Below are 18,693 nucleotides of genomic sequence, written 5' to 3'. Positions count from 1 at the left end.
CGGCGGGATCATGCCGAGGAGGCGGGGCCCCGGCCCGCACTTCCCCGAGCTCTTCGAGCAGGGCCCCCGTCGTGGCGACCGTCTTCTCCGCCCCGCAGCCGCACGCACCAGCCCCCGCTCACCCCGGCTGGACAGATGCGGCCGGTTGCCTCCGGCCCGATCCGCCGGACAGGTCCTGGCGCGGGGTGAACCTGCGAGACTCCCCCCCATGGACATAAAGCTTCCCGAACTGCCGTTCCCCCTGCGCACCTACGGCCCTGACGGGCACTGGTCCCACGAGAACGGCGTCCTCACCGGCTGGGCCGGAGCGCGCCAGGACCGCTTCGTACCGCCCACCGGGGAGGCCCTGGACCCCGCCGCCGACGCGCCCCGACTGCTGGGCGCCCCCGAGGGCGACTTCCAGCTGATCGCCCGCGTCACCGTCGGCTTCGCCGCCGCGTTCGACGCCGGGGTCCTCTACGTCCACACCGGCGAGCGCGACTGGGCCAAGCTGTGCCTGGAGTACTCCCCGGACGTGCCCACCATCTGCACGGTCGTCACCCGCGGCCACTCCGACGACGCCAACTCCTTCACGGTGGAAGGAAGTTCCGCCTGGCTGCGGGTCAGCCGCACCGGCCGCGCCTTCGCGTTCCACGCCTCCCGCGACGGCGAGCACTGGACCTTCGTGCGCCTGTTCACCCTCGACGCGGAGAAGGAGACGGGAGCCGCCCTCGTCGGCTTCATGACCCAGTCCCCGATGGGCGAGGGCTGCGTGGTCACCTACGACCACATCGAGTTCCGGCCGAACTGGCCGCAGGACCTGCGCGACGGCAGCTGAGGGCCGGGCGCCCGCGGGGGGCGGGGAACCGCCCCCCGCCCACGCACGTCCTGAGCCGCATGAGCAGACCTCACCGGACCGCGGACTCCCTGGTGATCAGGACCGCCCTGGCGGCCGAGGCCGCGGACATCGCCGCGCTGCACCTGCGGGCCCGCTCCACGTACTACCCGGACGGCGTACCCGGCGACGGCACCGACTGGCCGGCCGTCTGGCGGGAGGCGATCGCGCGCCCCGACGGGCGGGTGCTGTGCGCGGTACGGCACGGACACCTGGCCGGCCTCGCCTCCTTCCGCACCCCGCCAAAGGCTCCCGCCGGCACGGTCAAGCTGTTCCAGTTCCACGTGGACCCCGGCCACTGGCGCACCGGGACCGGCACGGCCCTGCACGCCGCCTGCGTCCAGGAGTGGCGGGCGAGCGGCCTGCACGCCGCCGTACTCGACGTGCACATCGACAACCACCGGGCCCAGGGCTTCTACACCCGCCTGGGCTGGACCCCCGACCCGGCGCATCCGCCCGCCCCCGACGACCACCACCTGTACCTGCGCTTCGCCGTGCCCGGGAACCACCCCGGGGAATGAACCGCACTGGTTGAACGTTCATGCAGTCGGCGGAGGGAGTCCCCGCGCCCGTACGACTGGGAGAGTGCCGAAACGATGCGTGTCGAGATCTGGTCGGACATCGCCTGCCCCTGGTGCTACGTGGGCAAGGCCCGCTTCGGGAAGGCGCTCAGCGCCTTCCCGCACCGCGACGACGTCGAGGTGGTGCACCGCTCCTTCGAGCTGGACCCGGGCCGGGCCAAGGACGACATCCAGCCCGTGCTCTCGATGCTCACCGCGAAGTACGGCATGAGCCGGGCGCAGGCCGAGGCCGGCGAGGACAACCTGGGTGCCCAGGCCGCCGCCGAGGGGCTGCCGTACCGCACCCGGGGCCGTGACCACGGCGGCACCTTCGACATGCACCGCCTGCTCCACTTCGCCCGCGAGGAGGGCCGCCAGGTGGAGCTGCTCGACCTGCTCTACACGGCGAACTTCGCCGAGGAGCGGTCCGTGTTCGGTGACGACGACCGCCTCCTCGAACTCGCCACCGCCGCCGGCCTGGACACCGATGCCGCCCGCGCGGTCCTCGCAGACCCCGAGGCGTACGCCGCCGAGGTGCGCGAGGACCAGCGGGAGGCCGCGGAACTCGGCGCGCGGGGCGTGCCCTTCTTCGTCCTCGACCGTGCGTACGGCGTCTCCGGCGCCCAGCCCGCCGAGGTGTTCACCCAGGCGCTGACCCGGGCCTGGGGCGAGCGGGCGCCGCTGAGGACCGTCGAGGGCGACGCGCAGGCCTGCGGTCCCGACGGCTGCGCGGTGCCGCAGACCTGAACCGGCCGTGCCCACACCGCCGATCCGCGCCCACCGCACCCCTGTCTTCATTCGTCCTCCCAGGTCAGGGCGTACTCATAAGGGTTCCTTCGCGGTTTCGCACAAAACAAGTCAATGGACGGGGAGACCCTGGCACCGCAGAGTGGTCGCATGGAGACCTTCGAGCATCTCGTCCGTGCCGAGTTCACCCCGAAGAACACCTTCCTGAACACCGCCGCCAGCGCTCTCCTGCCCGCCCGCACCGTGACCGCCCTCGAGGGCGCCGTGCGGCTGAGGGCCGAGGGCGGCCCGCTGGATCCGCTGTACGACGACGTCGAGGCGAGCCGGGCCGCCTACGCCCGGCTGGCCGGCGTCCCCGTCGAGCGGGTGGCGGCCGGGGCCACGGTCGCCCTGTACACCGGGCTGATCGCGGCCTCACTGCCGCCGGGCGCCGAGGTGATCACCGTCGAGAACGACTTCGCGTCGGTGCTCAACCCGTTCCACGTCCGCGGCGACCTCAAGGTGCGGGCCGTGCCGCTGGAGCGGATCGCCGAGTCCGTCGGCCCGCAGACCGCGCTCGTCGCCACCAGCGCCGTGCAGTCCGCCGACGGCACGATCGCCGATCTGCGCGCGCTGCGCGAGGCGGCCCGGGAACACGGAGCGCGCACCTACGTCGACCTCTCCCAGGCGATCGGCTGGCTGCCGGTCGACGCCGGTGCCTTCGACTACTCCGTCGCCATCGTCCACAAGTGGCTGCTGGGCCCGCACGGCGGAGCCTTCCTGACCGTACCGGAGGACTTCGGCGACCTGACCCCCGTACAGGCAGGGTGGACCGCGGCGGAGAAGCCCTGGGACAGCTGCTACGGACCTGTCGCCGAACTGGCCCACTCCGCCCGACGGTTCGACGTGAGCCCCGCCCTCCTCACCTACGCGGGGCTGCGGGCCTCACTCGAACTCGTCGAGGAGATCGGGGTGGACGCCGTCCACACCCACGATGTCGCCCTCGCCGACCGCTTTCGCGCGGGGCTCGTCGAGCGGGGCCACGAGCCCGTGCCCTCGCCCGGTTCGGCCATCGTGTCCGTGCCGGGACTGGGCCGTCTCCAGCCGGAGTTGAGCAGGGCGGGCCTGGTCCTGTCCGACCGGGCCGGCCATCTGCGGGCGTCCTTCCACCTCTACAACACCCCGGCGGACGTGGACCGGCTGCTGGAGGCCCTGCCCGGCTGAGCCGTCCGTGTCCGCGTCCGCGTCTGTGTCCATGTCCACGGACACGGCAGCGGGCCGGTGCCTCCCGTCCCACACGAGGAGGCCCGGCCCGCAGTCGTGGTCTCGCCGGCGCGTTCACGCCGGTGTGCTCACCTCACCGCAGTGAAGTCCCGGGCCCCGATGTAGTCGGGCCGCCGGACCGGCGCCGCGAACGGCTCCACGGCCGTGTTGTCGACGCTGTTGAACACGATGAACACGTTGCTGCGCGGGAACGGCGTGATGTTGTCCCCGGAACCGTGCATGCAGTTGCAGTCGAACCAGGTCGCCGAGCCGGCCTTGCCGGTGAACAGCTTGATGCCGTGCTCGGACGCCAGCGAGGTCAGCCCCTCGTCGGAGGGCGTGCCCGCGTCCTGCATCTGCAGCGACTTCTTGTAGTTGTCCTTCGGCGTGGCCCCCGCGCACCCGAGGAACGTCTTGTGCGACCCCGGCATGATCATGAGTCCGCCGTTGGTGTCGAAGTTCTCGGTGAGCGCGATCGACACGGAGACCGTCCGCATCCGCGGCAGACCGTCCTCGGCGTGCCAGGTCTCGAAGTCCGAGTGCCAGTAGAAGCCACTGGCCCCGAAGCCCGGCTTGACGTTGATCCGTGACTGGTGGACGTAGACGTCGGAGCCGAGGATCTGCCGGGCCCGGCCGACGACGCGTTCGTCGCGCACGAGCCGCGCGAACACCTCGCTGATCCGGTGGACCTCGAAGACCGACCGGATCTCCTTGGACTGCGGCTCGACGATCGACCGGTCGTCGGCCCGGATCGCCGGGTCGGAGACCAGCCGGTTCAGTTCGTCCCGGTAGACGGTGACCTCGTCGTCGGTGATCAGCTGATCGATGGCGAGGAAGCCGTCACGCTCGAACGACCCGAGGTCGGCCGGAGCGATCGGGCCGGGGGCGTCGGGGGCGCCCCAGACGACCGGGTCCTGCCGAGGGGTGAGCACCTCGGCGTTGCCCCGGGTGGGATAGAGGTCGGGTACGTGCGTCTGGGTGCTGGTGGTCGCGGTGGTCATGGAACCTCACACCTCCTCGGTGAGCAGCGGGTATACGCCGTTCTCGTCGTGGTCCTCCCGTCCGGTGACGGGCGGGTTGAAGACGCAGAGGCAGCGGAAGTCCTTCTTCACCCGCAGCGTGTGCTTCTCGTGCCCGTCGAGGAGGTACATCGTTCCGGGCGTGATCGTGTGCGTCAGCCCGGAGTCATGGTCGGTGAGTTCTGCCTCACCTTCCACACAGACGACGGCCTCGATGTGGTTCGCGTACCACATCGATGTCTCCGTACCGGTGTACAGGATGGTCTCGTGCAGGGAGAAGCCCACGTTCTCCTTGGCGAGGACGATGCGCTTGCTCTCCCAGGTACCGGACGCGGACTTCACGTGCCGGTCGGTACCCTCGATCTCCTTGAAGGAACGGACAATCACGGTGCTGCGATGCCTCCTCGGTGGTGGTGCTGGTACTGCCTGCGGGCCGTCCGGGTCCCGGGCCGAGGCCCGGGACCCGGACGGTTCAGCAGACGATTCAGGTGGTCACCCTGGTTCGGGTGGCCCGGATCGGCCGGATCATTCCGGCGGTCCGGACGCTTTGGACGGGGTCAGGCGGTCTCGCGGACGGCGCGGGCCAGCGTGGTCAGCCCCTCGTCCAGCTCCTCCGGGGTGATGGTCAGGGCCGGAAGCAGCTTGACGACCTCGCTCTCCGGACCGGACGTCTCGATCAGCAGCCCGAGCTCGAAGGCGCGCGCGGCGATGCGCCCGGCCCGAGTCTTGTCGTGGAACTCCATGCCCCACACGAGGCCGCGACCGCGGTACTCCTTCACGTCGGCGGGGTTCTCCTCGGCGATGGCGGCCATCGCCTGCTCGACCTGCTCGCCGCGGGCACGGGTCTGCTTCTCCATCGCCGATCCGTCGGCCCAGTAGGCCTCCAGGGCGGCGGTCGCCGTGACGAAGGCCGGGTTGTTGCCGCGGAAGGTGCCGTTGTGCTCGCCCGGCTCCCAGACGTCCAGCTCGGGCTTGAACAGGCACAGCGACATCGGCAGGCCGTAGCCGCTGATCGACTTGGACACCGTGACGATGTCGGGCGTGATGCCGGCCTCCTCGAAGGAGAAGAAGGCACCGGTGCGGCCGCAGCCCATCTGGATGTCGTCGACGATCAGCAGCATGTCCTGGCGTTCGCACAGCTCGGCCAGGGCGCGCAGCCACTCGGGCCGGGCGACGTTGATGCCGCCCTCGCCCTGCACCGTCTCGACGATCACGGCGGCGGGCTTGTTGAGGCCGGATCCCTGGTCCTCCAGGAGCCGCTCGAACCACAGGAAGTCGGGGATCTGGCCGTCGAAGTAGTTGTCGAACGGCATCGGCGTGCCGTGCACCAGCGGAATGCCCGCACCGGCGCGCTTGAAGGCGTTGCCGGTCACGGCGAGCGAGCCCAGCGACATGCCGTGGAAGGCGTTGGTGAACGAGACGATCGCCTCGCGGCCCTTCACCTTCCGGGCCAGCTTCAGCGCCGACTCCACGGCGTTGGTGCCGGTCGGGCCCGGGAACATGACCTTGTACGGCAGGTCGCGCGGGCGCAGGATCCAGTTCTGGAAGGACTCCAGGAACGCGCGTTTGGCGGTGGTCGACATGTCGAGCCCGTGCGTGACGCCGTCCCGCTCCAGGTAGTCGATCAGTGCCCGTTTCAGTACGGGGTTGTTGTGGCCGTAGTTGAGTGATCCGGCTCCGGCGAAGAAGTCGAGGTACTCGTGGCCGTCCTCGTCATACATACGGCTGCCGTGCGCGCGGTCGAACACGGTGGGCCAGCCGCGGCAGTAGCTGCGTACCTCGGACTCGAGGGTCTCGAAGACGCTCAGATCGGGCTGGGTGATGGTCACGACGAATCGCTCCTCGGTGGCTTGGGAGGTCAGAGAGGGAGTCGGGGGGCGGCGGAGTGGCGCACGGGCGCGTACGCGTGGGGCCGGTGGTCAGGGGGAGAGGGGACCGATGCGGTACAGGACCTCGGGGTCGTGCGGTCCGTCGGGGAACTGCTCCGACTCGAACAGCACCTCGCGCTCCAGCCGGGCCCCGTGGCGCTCGGCGAACGCGGTGAACAGGCGCTCGGAAGCGGTGTTCCCCGGTGCGATGGTGGTCTCCACAGTGGTCACTCCGTGTTCCGCGGTGGTCCGTGCGACCAGACCGTCGAGCAGAGCGGCGGCCAGGCCACGGCCGCGGTGCGTCTCGTCCACCGCGACCTGCCAGACGAGCAGGGTGTGCGGGCTGTCCGGCCGTACGTAGCCGGTGACGAAGCCGACCGGCTCCCCGCCGGCGTCACGCGCGACGGCGGATGTGGCGGCGAAGTCCCGGCACCACAGGAGATAGCTGTACGACGAGTTCAGGTCGAGGGTTTTCGAGTCCCTTGCTATCCGCCACAGCGCGGCTCCGTCCGCCAGGGCGGGGCGGTCGATTTGCGGGTCTGCTTGTGCGGCAGTCATGTGAATTGAACTTACCCAGGTGAATGCGAAATTGCATCGGCTGCCGGGGTTACCTGAGCGACTCGTCTATGTTATCGCGCGGGCGTGAAGGCGCAAGCGGAAGTCCGGCGAGATGTCCCGTTTCGAGTGGGATTAAAGCCGTGAAACGGACACCTTGTGGAATCGATCACAAGTGTGTAACTCCCGTGAGGGCGATCGGGATGCGCCACTCCCCGCCCGCCCGAATCGATGTGTTTAGGTTTCAGGAAAGCGGGCAGGAGAGGATGGGAAGCTGCCCTGGAAGGTAATATTGAAATAAGCGGGAGAATAGTGGAGAAGAATGCCCCCGAGGGCTTCTGATAATCCCATGGAATTCATCCTCCGGTTACTCGCCCGCCGACCGCCCGGACTCCGGTCGGCGCCAGCCGTTGTCGGCGGCCCGCAGGGCCCCGGGCACATCCACCGTCAGGCCCTGCTCCGCCAGCGCCGTCCCCAGGGCCGTCAGGCTCGCCCGGACCGCGCCCCGGGTGGCGTCGGGGCCGTAGTGGTTGACGCGGATCATCTCGTTGGCCAGCGTTCCGCCCCCCGCCGCCAGTGGCAGCGCCGGGTCCACGGCCAGGGCGCGGGCCACCAGCTCGGCGGCCACCGAGCCCGACGGGGCCCGCAGGGTCGTGGCGACCGGGGCCGCCTGGGCCGCGTCGTGGACGTACGGCTCCAGGCCGCCGCCCAGTGCGAGCGCCCCCGCCCGGGCCGCCGCCGCGGCCGCCGCGTGCCGTGCCGTCACCGCATCCAGGCCCACGGCCTCGATGCGCTCCACGCACGCCTCCAGCGCCAGCATCTCCAACTGCGCAGGCGCGTGCGGCAACGCCGTGCGGCCCCCGTCGATCCAGCGCTGCTTCCAGTCCAGCAGGGACAGGTACGAGTGGCGCGGCGCCCGCGGGTTCGCCGCCATCCGGGCCCACGCCCGCCCGCTCACCGACACCGCCGACACGCCGGCCGGGCCGCCCATCGCCTTCTGTGCCCCGATCACGCACAGGTCCACACCCCACGCGTCCGGGAGTACCGGCTCCGCCCCGATCGACGCCACCGCGTCCAGGTAGAACAGCGCCCCGTGCGCCCGCACCGCCTCGCCGATCTCCGCGACCGGGTTGGTGTTGCCGGTCGCCGCCTCCGCGTGCACCAGGGAGACGAAGTCGATCTCCGGGTACGCGGCGAAGGCCTCACGGATCCGCCCGGCCGTCACCGCCGTGTGGAACGGCACCGCCAGATCGATCACCGTGGCGCCGCAGTCCCGCAGCCAGTCGCCGAAGGTCTGCCCGTACGGGCCCGTGACGACGTTCAGCGCGGTCGTGCCGGGCCCGGCGGCCGCGCGGATCGCGCCCTCCAGCGGCAGCAGTGCCTCACCCTGCATGATCACGACGTCCTGCGTGGTGTCCAGCAGCCGCGCCACGCCGTCCTCGATCGAGGCGAAGTGTGCGGCGCTCAGCGGGGCCAGACCGAGGAAGGGGTGGGTGCTCACTGTGCTGCTCTCCAGATCACGGCTTTACAGGGCCGACGGGTTCGACGGGTTCGACGGGTTCGACGGAGTCGAGCGTATCCGGCCCTCCGGGGGGCCCGGTCCGGCATCCGGGGGCCCGGTCCGACGTCCGGTTCTTAGGTCGGACGGCATCACAGCCATCGGTTTGGTTTGAGGAACCCAAACTTCTCCTTATAATCAGAACCTCATCATGTTCCCTACCAGGAGGCCTCAGTGAAGACGCTCCTCGGCCGCAGGACCCGCGTTCTGGCCGCCACCACCGCGACGGCCGGGCTGGTGCTCCTGACCGCCTGCACCTCCACCGACGACGGGGACGGCGGCGCCTCCAGGACCGTGGCCGGCGGTGTCGAACTCGCCGAGGCGGGGCAGCTCACCACCTGCACCCACCTCCCGTACCCGCCCTTCCAGTCGGAGATCGACGGCAAGGTGCAGGGCTTCGACGTGGCGCTGGTCGACCTGGTCGCCGAGGACCTGGAAGTGAAGCAGGAGATCCTCGACACGCCGTTCGAGAACTTCAAGACCGGCGCCTTCCTCAACTCCGGTGAGTGCGACCTGGCCGCAGCCGGTATGACCATCACCGACGAGCGCAAGAAGAACGTCGACTTCTCGGACCCGTACTTCAACGCCACCCAGGCCGTCCTCGTCGACAAGTCGGCCGGCGTCACCTCGCTCGCCGACGTGAAGTCGAAGAACGTCAAGCTCGGCGCCCAGGCGCAGACCACCGGCGAGGACTACGTCAAGGGGGAGGGCTTCGACCCGGTCTCCTTCGAGTCCTCCGACGCTGTCCTCAACGGCCTGCGCACCGGCCAGGTGAAGGCCGTCGTCATCGACTTCCCGGTGGTCCAGGGCTGGCTCAAGGACAAGGCCACCGCCGACGCCTACGAGGTCGTCGACAACCTCGACACCGGCGAGCAGTACGGCTTCACGATGAAGAAGGGCAACACCGCGCTGCAGGAGGCCGTCAACAAGGCGCTCTCGGACGCCAAGGAGGACGGCACGTACAAGGAGCTGTACGAGCGGTGGATCGGCCCGTACGACGAGTCCGCCGCCTCGCCGGCCGCCTCCTGATCCGATGACCGACACGAAGGTGCCCCCGGAGCTGAGGAAGAAGGGCCTGACCCGGAGCCAGAAGCGCCGGCTGTCGCGCGGCGCCCAGTACGTCGTCTTCGTCGCCGCCGTGATCCTCTTCGCGGCCTCGGCGGACTGGGGCCGGCTGCAGAACCAGTTCGCGCAGGCCGACATCGCCGAGCGGATGTTCCCGGAGATCATCACCCTGGCGCTGAAGAACACCGTGCTCTACACGGTGACCGGCTTCGCCGTCGGGCTGGCCCTCGGCATGGTCGTCGCGCTGATGCGGCTGTCGTCGGTCGGCCCGTACCGCTGGCTGGCGGGCATCTACATCGAGATCTTCCGCGGCCTGCCCGCCCTGCTGATCTTCATCTTCATCGGCGTGGCCGTGCCGCTCGCCTTCCCGGGCACCGAGATCATCGGCGGCACCTACGGAAAGGTCGCCCTCGCGCTCGGCCTGGTGGCCGCCGCCTACATGGCCGAGACGATCCGCGCGGGTATCCAGGCGGTGCCCAAGGGGCAGATGGAGGCGGCCCGTTCGCTGGGCTTCTCACCCGCGCGGGCCATGGTCTCGATCATCATCCCGCAGGCGTTCCGGATCATCCTGCCGCCGCTCACCAACGAACTCGTCCTGCTCTTCAAGGACTCCTCGCTGGTGCTGTTCCTCGGCGTCACCCTGGAGGAGCGCGAACTGTCCAAGTACGGCCGCGACCTGGCCAGCCAGACCGCCAACTCCACGCCGATCCTGGTCGCCGGCCTGTGCTACCTGTTGATCACCATCCCGCTCGGCTTCGTCGTACGCCGTATGGAGGCCAAGGCCCAGGAGGCCGTCAAATGAGCCGACCGGACAAGCAGCCGGACAGGCAGCCGGATGAGCAGCCCGGCGAACAGCCGGGGAGCCGGCCCGGGAACCCGGAGATCCTGGTCAGCGGGCTGCACAAGTCGTTCGGCAGCAACGAGGTGCTGCGCGGCATCGACCTGGAGATCCGCCGGGGCGAGGTCGTCTGCGTGATCGGGCCGTCCGGCTCGGGCAAGTCGACCCTGCTCCGGTGCGTGAACCTGCTCGAGGAGCCCACCAGGGGCCGGGTGTACGTCGGCGGTACGGAACTCACCGACCCGGACGTCGACATCGACGCCGCCCGCCGCCGGATCGGCATGGTCTTCCAGCAGTTCAACCTGTTCCCGCACCTCACCGTCACCGAGAACCTCACCCTGCCGCAGCGCCGGGTACTGAGGCGGGGCAAGGCGGAGGCCGCCCGGACCGCCGCCGCGAACCTGGAACGGGTCGGCCTCGCGGAGAAGGCGGACGCCTACCCGTCCTCCCTCTCCGGCGGCCAGCAGCAGCGCGTCGCCATCGCCCGCGCGCTGGCGATGGGGCCCGAGGTGATGCTGTTCGACGAGCCGACCTCGGCGCTCGACCCCGAGCTGGTCGGCGACGTCCTGGCGGTGATGCGGATGCTCGCCGACGAGGGCATGACGATGATGGTCGTCACCCACGAGATGACCTTCGCCCGTGAGGTCGCCGACCGGGTCGTCTTCATGGACGGCGGGGTGATCGTCGAGGACGGCGCTCCCGAGGACGTCATCGGCGCCCCACGGCACGAACGCACCCGGCACTTCCTCTCCCGGCTCCTCGACCCCGCCATGGCGGACGTGGAGGAGGAGACCTCCGACCGGACCGGCAGGTCCGTGTAGCGGCTCACTACAGTGCTGGGCATGAGCGAACGCGCGGTGCTGCACGTGAAGGGGCGGGTCCTCGTCGGACCGGACGAGGACCAGGTCCGCGACGAGCTGTGGGTGGTCGACGGCCGGATCTCCTACGACCGCCCCGCCGGCGCCCGTGACGTGACGGCCGTCGAGGGCTGGGTGCTGCCCGGGCTGGTCGACGCCCACTGCCACGTGGGCCTCGACCGGCACGGCGCGGTGCCCGAGGACGTCGCCGAGAAGCAGGCGCTCACCGACCGCGACGCCGGGGCCCTGCTGCTGCGGGACGCGGGATCGCCTTCCGACACCCGCTGGATCGACGACCGGGACGACCTTCCGAAGATCGTCCGGGCCGGCCGGCACATCGCCCGCACCCGCCGCTACATCAGGGACTACGCCTGGGAGGTCGAACCCGAGGACCTCGTCGCGTACGTCGCCCGGGAGGCCCGGCGCGGCGACGGCTGGGTGAAGCTCGTCGGCGACTGGATCGACCGCGACCTCGGCGACCTGTCGGCCTGCTGGCCGCGCGGCGCCGTCGAGGCGGCGATCGCCGAGGCGCACCGGCTGGGTGCCCGGGTCACCGCGCACTGCTTCGCCGAGGACTCCCTGCGGGACCTGGTCGAGGCCGGCATCGACTGTGTCGAGCACGCGACGGGCCTGACCGACGACACCATCCCGCTGTTCGCCGAACGGGGCGTGGCGATCGTCCCGACCCTCGTCAACATCGCCACCTTCCCGGGCCTCGCCGACGGCGGCGAGTCCCGGTTCCCGCGCTGGTCGGCCCATATGCGCCGGCTCCACGAGCGCCGCTACGACACCGTGCGCTCCGCCTACGACGCCGGCATTCCCGTCTTCGTCGGTACGGACGCGGGCGGCACTCTCCAGCACGGCCTCGCGGCGGCCGAGGTCGCCGAACTCGTCGCCGCCGGCATCCCGCCCGTCGAAGCCCTCGCGGCCGGCACCTGGGCGGCCCGCGCCTGGCTCGGACGCCCCGCGCTGGACGAGGGGGCCCCGGCCGACCTCGTCGTCTACGCCTTTGACCCGCGCGCGGACGTACGGGTGCTGGCGGACCCGCGCAGGGTGGTGCTGAACGGGCGTGTGGTCGCGTAGGACGGGCGCGGCCCGGCCTCGGGTCAGATCGTGTCCAGGGCCCGGTCCAGGGCCTTCAGGAACGCGTCCGTCGTCGCTCGGTCGCGTACCGCGACGCGCAGCCAGTGTTCGTCGAGGCCCGGGAACGTGTCCCCGCGTCGTACCGCGAAGCCGAGGGCGCGCAGGCGCTCCCGTACGGCCGCCGCGTGCGGGAGCCGCAGGAGGACGAAGGGGCCTTCGGCGCCCTCCACGACCCGTACCCCGCGGTCGGCGAACTCCCCGAGCCCGGCGAGGAGACGGGAGCGGTCCGCGGTGATGCGGCGGGCCGCCCCGTCCGCCTCCGCCAGGGCCCTGGGCCCGACGCACGCCTGCGCCGCGGCCAGCGCGGGCGTGGACACCGGCCACAACGGCTGCGCCCGCGTCAGCCGCTCGACCGTCTCCGGCCCGGCCAGCACATACCCGATGCGCAACCCCGCCAGGCCCCACGTCTTGGTGAGGCTGCGCAGCACCACCAGCCCCGGCACGTCCGTCCGGCCGGCCAGAGCCTCCCGCTCACCCGGCACCGCGTCCAGGAACGCCTCGTCCACGACCAGGATCCGCCCGGGCCGGGCGAGCCGGGCGACGGCGGCGGCCGGGTGCAGGACGGACGTCGGATTCGTCGGGTTGCCGATCACCACCAGGTCCGCGGCCTCGGGAACCGCGCCGGGATCCAGCCGGAAACCGTCCTCCTCCCGCAGCAGCACCCGGCCGACCGTGTGCCCCGCGTCCCGCAGCGCCGCCTCCGGCTCCGTGAACTGCGGATGCACCACCACCGGCCGGCGCACCTGCAGCGCCCGCGCCAGCAGCACGAACGCCTCCGCCGCCCCCGCCGTCAGCAGCACCCGCTCCGCCGGCAGCCCGTGCCGCGCCGCCACCGCGGCCCGCGCCGCCCGCCCGTCCGGGTAGGCGGCGAGGCCGGCCAGCGACCCGGCGATGTGCTCGCGCAGCCACGCCGGGGGAGTACCCGGGCGGACGTTCACGGCGAGGTCGACCAACGAGGCGCCGTCGTCGCGGACCTCGGCGTCCCCGTGATGCCGCAGGTCGTGCGCACCGGCCCTGGGGGCGGCGGGGTCAGTGCGCACGGGAGTGCGTGTGGCCGTGGTCATGACCGTGATGGTGGCCGTCGTCGTCCGGGTGGAAGTGGGGTTGCTGCGGCATTCCCACCTTGTCCTCGAAGCCCGGCAGCGCGATCCGGTACACGCAGCTGTCGCAGTTCATCCGCAGGTCGCCCTTCACCGCCTCCGCGTACCGCTCCATCACCAGGTCCAGCAGCTCCGGCTCGGGACCGATGACGTCCGCCGACCGCACCTGTGTCTTTGGGTGCGCCGCCGCCCAGTCCTCCGTCTGCCGCCGTACCCGGTCCGGCAGGATGCCGGTGAACAGGAAGTACGGCAGGACCACGATCCGCCGGGCGCCGAGCCGCACGCACCGCTCCAGCCCGGCCGGCACGTCCGGCGCGGCCAGCGACACGAACGCCGTCTCCACGGCCCCGTACCCGCGCCCCTCCCACAGCAGCCGCGCCGCCTTGAACACCTCGGCGTTGGCGTCCGGGTCCGTGGAACCGCGCCCCACCAGCAGTACGGTCACCCCGGCGGGGTCCCAGGAGGGATCCACCGCCTGAGCCAGCCGCCGCTCCAGCACGCTCAGCAGGGCCGGGTGCGGGCCCAGCGGACGGCCGTACGTGTAGGAGAGGCCGGGGTGGCGTTCCTTCTCGCGGGCCAGCGCCGCCGGAATGTCGCCCTTGGCGTGTCCGGCGGACACCAGCATCAGCGGAACCGCCGCGAACCGTCGTACGCCCCGCTCCACCAGCTCGGCGACGGCCTCGCCCAGCGGTGGCGGGGACAGCTCGATGAAGCCGCCGGCGACGGGCAGTCCAGGGTTCCGGCGCCCCAGCTCCCGTACGAAGTCCCGGAACGCCTGTGCTCCGGCGTCGTCCCGGGTGCCGTGGCCGGCTATGAGCAGCGCGGGCGGTGTGGTCACAGGTCGTTCTCCTCAGGCGAAGTGGGGTGGTACAAAAGGGCGTTGAGCGCGGCGGCGGCGACCGCCGAACCGCCCTTCTCGGACACGTTGCTCACGGCGGGCAGTCCGCTCTCGCGCAACGCGGCCTTGGACTCGGCCGCTCCGACGAAACCGACGGGCAGCCCGATGACGAGCGCGGGCGAGGCGTCCAGGGCCAGCAGCTCCTCGAGGGCGGTCGGCGCACAGCCGATCACCCACAGGGCACCGGGCCCCACCTCGTCGTACGCCAGACGCACCGCGTGCGCGGAACGCGTCAGACCGGGCTCTGACCCGGCGTCCCCGAGCCGGCACACGGTCTCGCGGCGGGTGATCCCCGCCGCGACCATCTCCACGTCCACGACGACCGGCGCCCCGGCGTGCAGCGAGGCATGGGCCGTCACCAGCTCGGCCTCGTCCATGACGAGATCGGACGCGTAGTCCAGGTCGGCCGCCGAGTGGACGACCCGCTCGACGACCGCCCGGGTCAGCGGCGGGAAGTGCGAGGTGTCCAGGCGGGAGCGCAGCCGCCGGAAGGACTCCCGCTCGATGGGGTGGACGACACGGTTCACCGGGACTCCTCCCGGTCCGCGGCGGAGCCGCTCGTCGATGCCGCCTGCCAGCGGTAGCCGCGCGGGGTGACCATCCGGCCCGCGACCTCGCGGGTCGCCGTGTTGCCCACGGTCACCACCGTCATCATGTCGACGGTCGCCGGGTCCAGCGCGGCCAGCGTCGTCAGCAGGCTCGACCCGTCCGGCCGCGAGGCGTTCCGCACGACACCGACCGGGGTGGTCGGCCGCCGGTGCTCCGCGAGGATCGCGAGGGCCTTGGGCAGCTGCCAGTCACGGCCCCGGCTGCGCGGGTTGTAGAACGTCACGACGAGGTCCGCCTCGGCCGAGGCCCGCACCCGCCGTTCGATGACCTCCCACGGCGTGTGCAGATCGGACAGGCTGATCGACACATGGTCGTGGCCCAGCGGCGCGCCGAGGATCGCCCCGGCCGCCAGCGCCGCCGTCACACCGGGCACGCCGACCACGTCGATGTCGTCGGACGCCTCGGCGAGCGCAGGCGAGGCCATGGCGTACACGCCCGCGTCCCCGCTGCCGATCAGCGCGACCGCCTGCCCCCGGCGGGCCTGTTCGACGGCCGTGCGCGCCCGCTCCTCCTCCGCACCGAGCCCCGACTCCAGGACCCGGGTGCCGGGCCGCAGCAGATCGCGGATCTGGTCGACGTACTGGTCGAGGCCCACCAGCACGGACGCGCCCCGCAGTTCCGCCTTCGCGCGCGGGGTGAGCAGGTCCCGGGCGCCCGGCCCGAGGCCGACCACCGCGAGCCGCCCGCGCCCCGGCCGCCGCACGACGGCACAGGTCGCCATCGCGGGCCGCCCGTCCCCGCGCTCCGACCTGCGCTTGGGTACGAGGAGTTCGCCCCCGCCCGCCAGCGCGGCGGCCTCCGCCACCGACGGGGTGCCGACGGCGGCGAGCGGCGCGTCGGAGGGGTTCGGCACGTCGACGCGCGCCAGCTCCTCGGCGGCGTACGTCACCAGCGGCACCTCGAGCAGCCGGGCCGTCTCCACGATGCCGGGCTCCCCGGCCTTCGCGTCCACGGTGGCCAGGCGGGCGAGCGACGCGGCCGACAGCCCGGCGTCGCGCAGCGCGCCCTCGACCAGCGCGAGCACCTCGTCGGCCGGTGCGCCCTTGGAGGCACCGACCCCGACGACGAGGGTCGGCGGCCGGAGGACGACCTCTCCTGCGCGGGGCCCGACCACACGGTCCGTGAGCCGGACCGTGTACGCCCCCTCGCCGGCGAGCGGCAGCGGCGGCAGCGGCCAGGTCACGTCGGCGCGCAGCGCCACCGCCTCGCCGTCCAGCAGGGCGCGCGAGACGGCGGCCACGTCGCCCTCCACCGGCAGGCCCAGGGTGTCCAGGCCGGCCAGCCCCACGGCATCGGTCGCCGTGGTCACCACCGGCTCGGCGCCCAGCACCCCGGCGACCTCGCGCGCGAGCTCGTTCGCCCCGCCGCCGTGCCCGCCCACCAGCGACACCGCGAACCGGCCCGCCTCGTCGACGCACACCACGCCAGGGTCGCTCGTCTTGTCCTCCAGCAGCGGTGCCACCAGCCGCACCACGGCGCCCGTGGCCAGGAAGCACACGATCCGCTCGCACTGCGCGAACGCCGCCCGTACGGCGTCCCCGACGGGACCCTCGTACACACGCGTACGGTCCGGCCACGCGGCGGCCAGCCGGTCCCGCGCGGCGGCTCCCGCCGCGGTGGCGGAAATGAGGCCGATCACTGTGCGACTCCTTCTCTGTCGATGCCGTCGAAACCGTCGCCGGCAGCCGCCGGAGGCCGTACGCCCCACAGCAGGAAGACGGGATTGGCCGCCGCCAGCCGGGTCACGTCCCCGGGCAGCGGAGCCAGACGCGACGACTGCAGCAGCACCCCGTCGCAGGTGAACCCGGCCCCGGTCAGCGCCTCACGCACAGCCGGTACCCGGTCCAGGGCGGCCAGGGCGACGACGACCGTGCGCCGTGCCCGCCGCGCGCACGCGGTGACGACGACGGACAGGTCCCGCCCGCCCCCGCCGACGAACACCGCGTCGGGATCGTCGAGATCGGACAGCACGGTCGGCGCCGCCCCGTGCACCACGCGTACGTCCACCCCGTGCGCGAGGGCGTTGGCGCGGATCCGCCCCGCCCCGTCCGCGGTCTTCTCCACCGCGGTGACGGCGGCGCCCAGCCGGGCGCACTCCACGGCAACGGAGCCCGAACCCGCGCCGACGTCCCACACCGACTCGCCCGGGCGCGGCCCGAGCCGGGCCAGCGCCAGCGCCCGCACCTCGAACTTGGTGATCATCGAGTCGCGGTGGGCGAACGCGGTCTCCTCCAGCGCCCAGCCGCCGGACCGGCCGGCGACCCCGCCCGCGACGGTCCGCACCGGACCGAGGGCCCGCTGCTCGTCCAGGCACAGCACGACACTCACCGCGTTCCCCCAGTCCCGCGCCGCCGCCCGGGCGGGTGTGATCCGCTCCATCCGCTCACGCTTTGGATCGCCCAGCGAGGAGGCGACGACCAGAACGCGGCCCGGGGAGTGCCGGGCCAGCGCGGCCCCCAGCTCCGCCGGTCCGGCGCCCGGCCCGGTCAGCACGGCGACCTTCGGATGCGCGCGGCACAGATTCACCGCCGTACGCGGGTCCCTGCCGTGCGCGCTGACCACGACCGCGTCGTCCCAGGGCAGCCCGATCCGCGCGAAGGCGGCGGCCACGGAGGAGACACCCGGCCGCACGTCCAGCAGCGCCGGACCGAACCGCTCGGCCAGCGCCCGCACGATCCCCAGGAACCCGGGGTCCCCGGACGCCAGCACGACGACCCGACGCTCCTCGGCGACGTACTTCCCCACGGTCTCCAGCGCCGGTGCCAGCGGCCCGAGGACGACCCGCTCGGCCCCCTCGGGCAGCCGTACGGCGTCCAGATGCCGCCGCCCGCCCACGACCAGCTCCGCCCCGGCGAGGGCGGCCCCGTCCACCGGCGCCCCGGTCCCGGCGCCCACGACGGTGATCACGTGCTCGCGCCCTTGCTGCGCAACGCCCTGCGGGCCTCCGGATCGGCCTTGCGGTAACCGTGGAAGTGACCGGGGTGATACAGGTGCGAGCGGGTGCCGCTCGCGTCGAGCGCCGGCCCGACCAGGAACAGGGTGTGCTTCCAGAGCTTGTGCTCCTTGACCGTCTCCTCCAGCGTGCCGATCGTGCACTTCACGACCAGCTCCTCCGGCCAGGTCGCCTGGTACGCGACGACGACCGGCGTACCGGTCGGGTAGCCGCCCTCCAGCAGCTCCCGCACCAGCTGGCCGCTGCGCGCCGCAGACAGGAAGACCGCCATGGTGGTGCCGTGCCGCGCGAACTCACGGACCTCCTCACCGGGCGGCATCGGCGTCTTGCCGCCGCCCAGCCGGGTCAGCACCACGGACTGCGCCACCTCGGGAATGGTCAGCTCCCGCTGCGCGAGCGCCGCGACGGCCGAGAAGGACGACACACCGGGCACGATCTCGGTCGCGATGCCCAGCTCGGCACACCGGTCGAGCTGCTCCTGCGTGCCGCCCCACAGCGCGGGGTCACCGGAGTGGATCCTGGCCACCCTCAGCCCCCGGGCGAGGGCCCGCTCGTACACGGCCACGACGTCCTCCAGGGACATCGTCGCCGAGTCCAGGATCTCGGCGCCCTCCCGCGCGTGGTCGAGGACCTCCGCCTGGACCAGGCTGGCGGCCCAGATCACGACATCGGCCTCGGCGATCACGCGCGCGGCGCGCAACGTCAGCAGATCGGCGGCACCGGGGCCGGCACCGACGAAGGTCACCTTGCCGGTAGGGGCATCGGCCATGGGGAAACGATCCTCTCCTGCGGTTCCTGCGGTTCCTG

General features: G+C 72.3%; 19 protein-coding genes. 8 read left to right on the top strand and 11 right to left on the bottom strand.

Features of this window, described 5'->3' with window-relative positions; translation table 11 throughout:
- The first annotated feature begins 208 nt into the window (after positions 1 to 208).
- The 4 genes from ACWZEH_RS06910 to ACWZEH_RS06895 all read left to right on the top strand — a co-directional run bounded on the left by ACWZEH_RS06910 (position 209) and on the right by ACWZEH_RS06895 (position 3,384).
- Positions 209 to 817, top strand: coding sequence for a DUF1349 domain-containing protein (locus ACWZEH_RS06910; protein ID WP_456196563.1), 609 nt, complete (start codon positions 209 to 211; stop codon positions 815 to 817).
- Between the two features lie 59 nt (positions 818 to 876).
- Positions 877 to 1,395: a GNAT family N-acetyltransferase gene (locus ACWZEH_RS06905; protein ID WP_456196561.1), complete on the top strand. Its 519-nt coding sequence runs from the start codon at positions 877 to 879 to the stop codon at positions 1,393 to 1,395.
- A 75-nt stretch (positions 1,396 to 1,470) separates the two neighbouring features.
- On the top strand, positions 1,471 to 2,181 hold the full coding sequence (locus ACWZEH_RS06900; protein WP_456196559.1) for a DsbA family oxidoreductase: 711 nt from the start codon (positions 1,471 to 1,473) through the stop codon (positions 2,179 to 2,181).
- A 150-nt stretch (positions 2,182 to 2,331) separates the two neighbouring features.
- Complete coding sequence (locus ACWZEH_RS06895; RefSeq protein ID WP_456196557.1) at positions 2,332 to 3,384, top strand: aminotransferase class V-fold PLP-dependent enzyme; 1,053 nt, start codon at positions 2,332 to 2,334, stop codon at positions 3,382 to 3,384.
- Positions 3,385 to 3,512: 128 nt separating this feature from the next.
- Here the strand turns inward: ACWZEH_RS06895 and thpD are convergent, their stop codons facing one another.
- The 5 genes from thpD to ACWZEH_RS06870 all read right to left on the bottom strand — a co-directional run bounded on the left by thpD (position 3,513) and on the right by ACWZEH_RS06870 (position 8,366).
- The gene (thpD, locus tag ACWZEH_RS06890) at positions 3,513 to 4,424 is read right to left on the bottom strand and encodes an ectoine hydroxylase (protein ID WP_456196555.1); all 912 of its coding nucleotides are present in this window, start codon (positions 4,422 to 4,424) and stop codon (positions 3,513 to 3,515) included.
- 6 nt (positions 4,425 to 4,430) lie between these two features.
- Positions 4,431 to 4,829, bottom strand: a complete 399-nt coding sequence (locus ACWZEH_RS06885; RefSeq protein WP_257849715.1) for an ectoine synthase — start codon at positions 4,827 to 4,829, stop codon at positions 4,431 to 4,433.
- Positions 4,830 to 4,999: 170 nt separating this feature from the next.
- Positions 5,000 to 6,271 carry a diaminobutyrate--2-oxoglutarate transaminase gene (gene ectB, locus ACWZEH_RS06880; RefSeq protein WP_456196553.1) on the bottom strand — a complete coding sequence of 424 codons (1,272 nt, stop codon included), beginning with the start codon at positions 6,269 to 6,271 and terminating at the stop codon, positions 5,000 to 5,002.
- Positions 6,272 to 6,361: 90 nt separating this feature from the next.
- Entirely contained in the window at positions 6,362 to 6,868 is a 507-nt protein-coding gene (ectA, locus tag ACWZEH_RS06875; protein ID WP_456196552.1) for a diaminobutyrate acetyltransferase, read from the bottom strand.
- 364 nt (positions 6,869 to 7,232) lie between these two features.
- Positions 7,233 to 8,366, bottom strand: a complete 1,134-nt coding sequence (locus tag ACWZEH_RS06870) for a pyridoxal-phosphate-dependent aminotransferase family protein (protein ID WP_456196550.1) — start codon at positions 8,364 to 8,366, stop codon at positions 7,233 to 7,235.
- A gap of 231 nt (positions 8,367 to 8,597) precedes the next feature.
- Here ACWZEH_RS06870 and ACWZEH_RS06865 point away from each other — a divergent pair, with 231 nt between their 5' ends.
- Genes ACWZEH_RS06865 through ACWZEH_RS06850 form a run of 4 tightly spaced genes read left to right on the top strand, consistent with a single transcriptional unit; the run spans position 8,598 to position 12,266 of the window.
- On the top strand, positions 8,598 to 9,452 hold the full coding sequence (locus ACWZEH_RS06865; RefSeq protein WP_456196548.1) for a transporter substrate-binding domain-containing protein: 855 nt from the start codon (positions 8,598 to 8,600) through the stop codon (positions 9,450 to 9,452).
- Between the two features lie 4 nt (positions 9,453 to 9,456).
- A complete protein-coding gene (locus ACWZEH_RS06860; RefSeq protein WP_456196547.1) occupies positions 9,457 to 10,290 on the top strand; it encodes an amino acid ABC transporter permease in 834 nt (277 codons plus the stop codon).
- On the top strand, positions 10,287 to 11,147 hold the full coding sequence (locus ACWZEH_RS06855; protein ID WP_456196545.1) for an amino acid ABC transporter ATP-binding protein: 861 nt from the start codon (positions 10,287 to 10,289) through the stop codon (positions 11,145 to 11,147). The genes ACWZEH_RS06860 and ACWZEH_RS06855 overlap by 4 nt, the downstream gene beginning before the upstream one ends.
- A gap of 21 nt (positions 11,148 to 11,168) precedes the next feature.
- The gene (locus tag ACWZEH_RS06850; protein ID WP_456196543.1) at positions 11,169 to 12,266 is read left to right on the top strand and encodes an amidohydrolase family protein; all 1,098 of its coding nucleotides are present in this window, start codon (positions 11,169 to 11,171) and stop codon (positions 12,264 to 12,266) included.
- A 23-nt stretch (positions 12,267 to 12,289) separates the two neighbouring features.
- Here ACWZEH_RS06850 and cobC read toward each other — a convergent pair whose 3' ends face one another.
- From cobC to cobM, 6 genes are read right to left on the bottom strand one after another with little or no spacing between them, the layout of a single operon-like run.
- Entirely contained in the window at positions 12,290 to 13,390 is a 1,101-nt protein-coding gene (gene cobC, locus ACWZEH_RS06845) for an Rv2231c family histidinol phosphate aminotransferase CobC (RefSeq protein WP_456196542.1), read from the bottom strand.
- Positions 13,356 to 14,264, bottom strand: a complete 909-nt coding sequence (locus ACWZEH_RS06840; protein WP_456196540.1) for a sirohydrochlorin chelatase — start codon at positions 14,262 to 14,264, stop codon at positions 13,356 to 13,358. The genes cobC and ACWZEH_RS06840 overlap by 35 nt, the downstream gene beginning before the upstream one ends.
- Complete coding sequence (locus ACWZEH_RS06835; RefSeq protein ID WP_456196538.1) at positions 14,261 to 14,851, bottom strand: precorrin-8X methylmutase; 591 nt, start codon at positions 14,849 to 14,851, stop codon at positions 14,261 to 14,263. The genes ACWZEH_RS06840 and ACWZEH_RS06835 overlap by 4 nt, the downstream gene beginning before the upstream one ends.
- On the bottom strand, positions 14,848 to 16,572 hold the full coding sequence (cobJ, locus tag ACWZEH_RS06830; RefSeq protein WP_456196536.1) for a precorrin-3B C(17)-methyltransferase: 1,725 nt from the start codon (positions 16,570 to 16,572) through the stop codon (positions 14,848 to 14,850). Before cobJ ends, ACWZEH_RS06835 begins: the two co-directional genes overlap by 4 nt.
- Positions 16,569 to 17,840: a precorrin-6y C5,15-methyltransferase (decarboxylating) subunit CbiE gene (gene cbiE, locus ACWZEH_RS06825; protein WP_456196535.1), complete on the bottom strand. Its 1,272-nt coding sequence runs from the start codon at positions 17,838 to 17,840 to the stop codon at positions 16,569 to 16,571. Before cbiE ends, cobJ begins: the two co-directional genes overlap by 4 nt.
- A complete protein-coding gene (cobM, locus tag ACWZEH_RS06820; RefSeq protein WP_456196533.1) occupies positions 17,837 to 18,655 on the bottom strand; it encodes a precorrin-4 C(11)-methyltransferase in 819 nt (272 codons plus the stop codon). The genes cbiE and cobM overlap by 4 nt, the downstream gene beginning before the upstream one ends.
- Positions 18,656 to 18,693: the final 38 nt, after the last annotated feature.

Source organism: Streptomyces yamdrokensis, from assembly GCF_053890455.1.
This window is presented reverse-complemented; position numbering and strand designations above follow the sequence as displayed.

What these genes read in the sequence shown, in the direction of transcription:
- thpD (WP_456196555.1), bottom strand. Translation starts at nt 4,424, where the DNA reads ATGACCACCGCGACCACCAGCACCCAGACGCACGTACCCGACCTCTAT.
- ACWZEH_RS06860 (WP_456196547.1), top strand. Translation starts at nt 9,457, where the DNA reads ATGACCGACACGAAGGTGCCCCCGGAGCTGAGGAAGAAGGGCCTGACC.
- ectA (WP_456196552.1), bottom strand. Translation starts at nt 6,868, where the DNA reads ATGACTGCCGCACAAGCAGACCCGCAAATCGACCGCCCCGCCCTGGCG.
- ACWZEH_RS06895 (WP_456196557.1), top strand. Translation starts at nt 2,332, where the DNA reads ATGGAGACCTTCGAGCATCTCGTCCGTGCCGAGTTCACCCCGAAGAAC.
- ACWZEH_RS06910 (WP_456196563.1), top strand. Translation starts at nt 209, where the DNA reads ATGGACATAAAGCTTCCCGAACTGCCGTTCCCCCTGCGCACCTACGGC.
- ACWZEH_RS06850 (WP_456196543.1), top strand. Translation starts at nt 11,169, where the DNA reads ATGAGCGAACGCGCGGTGCTGCACGTGAAGGGGCGGGTCCTCGTCGGA.
- ACWZEH_RS06905 (WP_456196561.1), top strand. Translation starts at nt 877, where the DNA reads ATGAGCAGACCTCACCGGACCGCGGACTCCCTGGTGATCAGGACCGCC.
- ACWZEH_RS06855 (WP_456196545.1), top strand. Translation starts at nt 10,287, where the DNA reads ATGAGCCGACCGGACAAGCAGCCGGACAGGCAGCCGGATGAGCAGCCC.
- ACWZEH_RS06900 (WP_456196559.1), top strand. Translation starts at nt 1,471, where the DNA reads ATGCGTGTCGAGATCTGGTCGGACATCGCCTGCCCCTGGTGCTACGTG.
- cobM (WP_456196533.1), bottom strand. Translation starts at nt 18,655, where the DNA reads ATGGCCGATGCCCCTACCGGCAAGGTGACCTTCGTCGGTGCCGGCCCC.
- cobC (WP_456196542.1), bottom strand. Translation starts at nt 13,390, where the DNA reads ATGACCACGGCCACACGCACTCCCGTGCGCACTGACCCCGCCGCCCCC.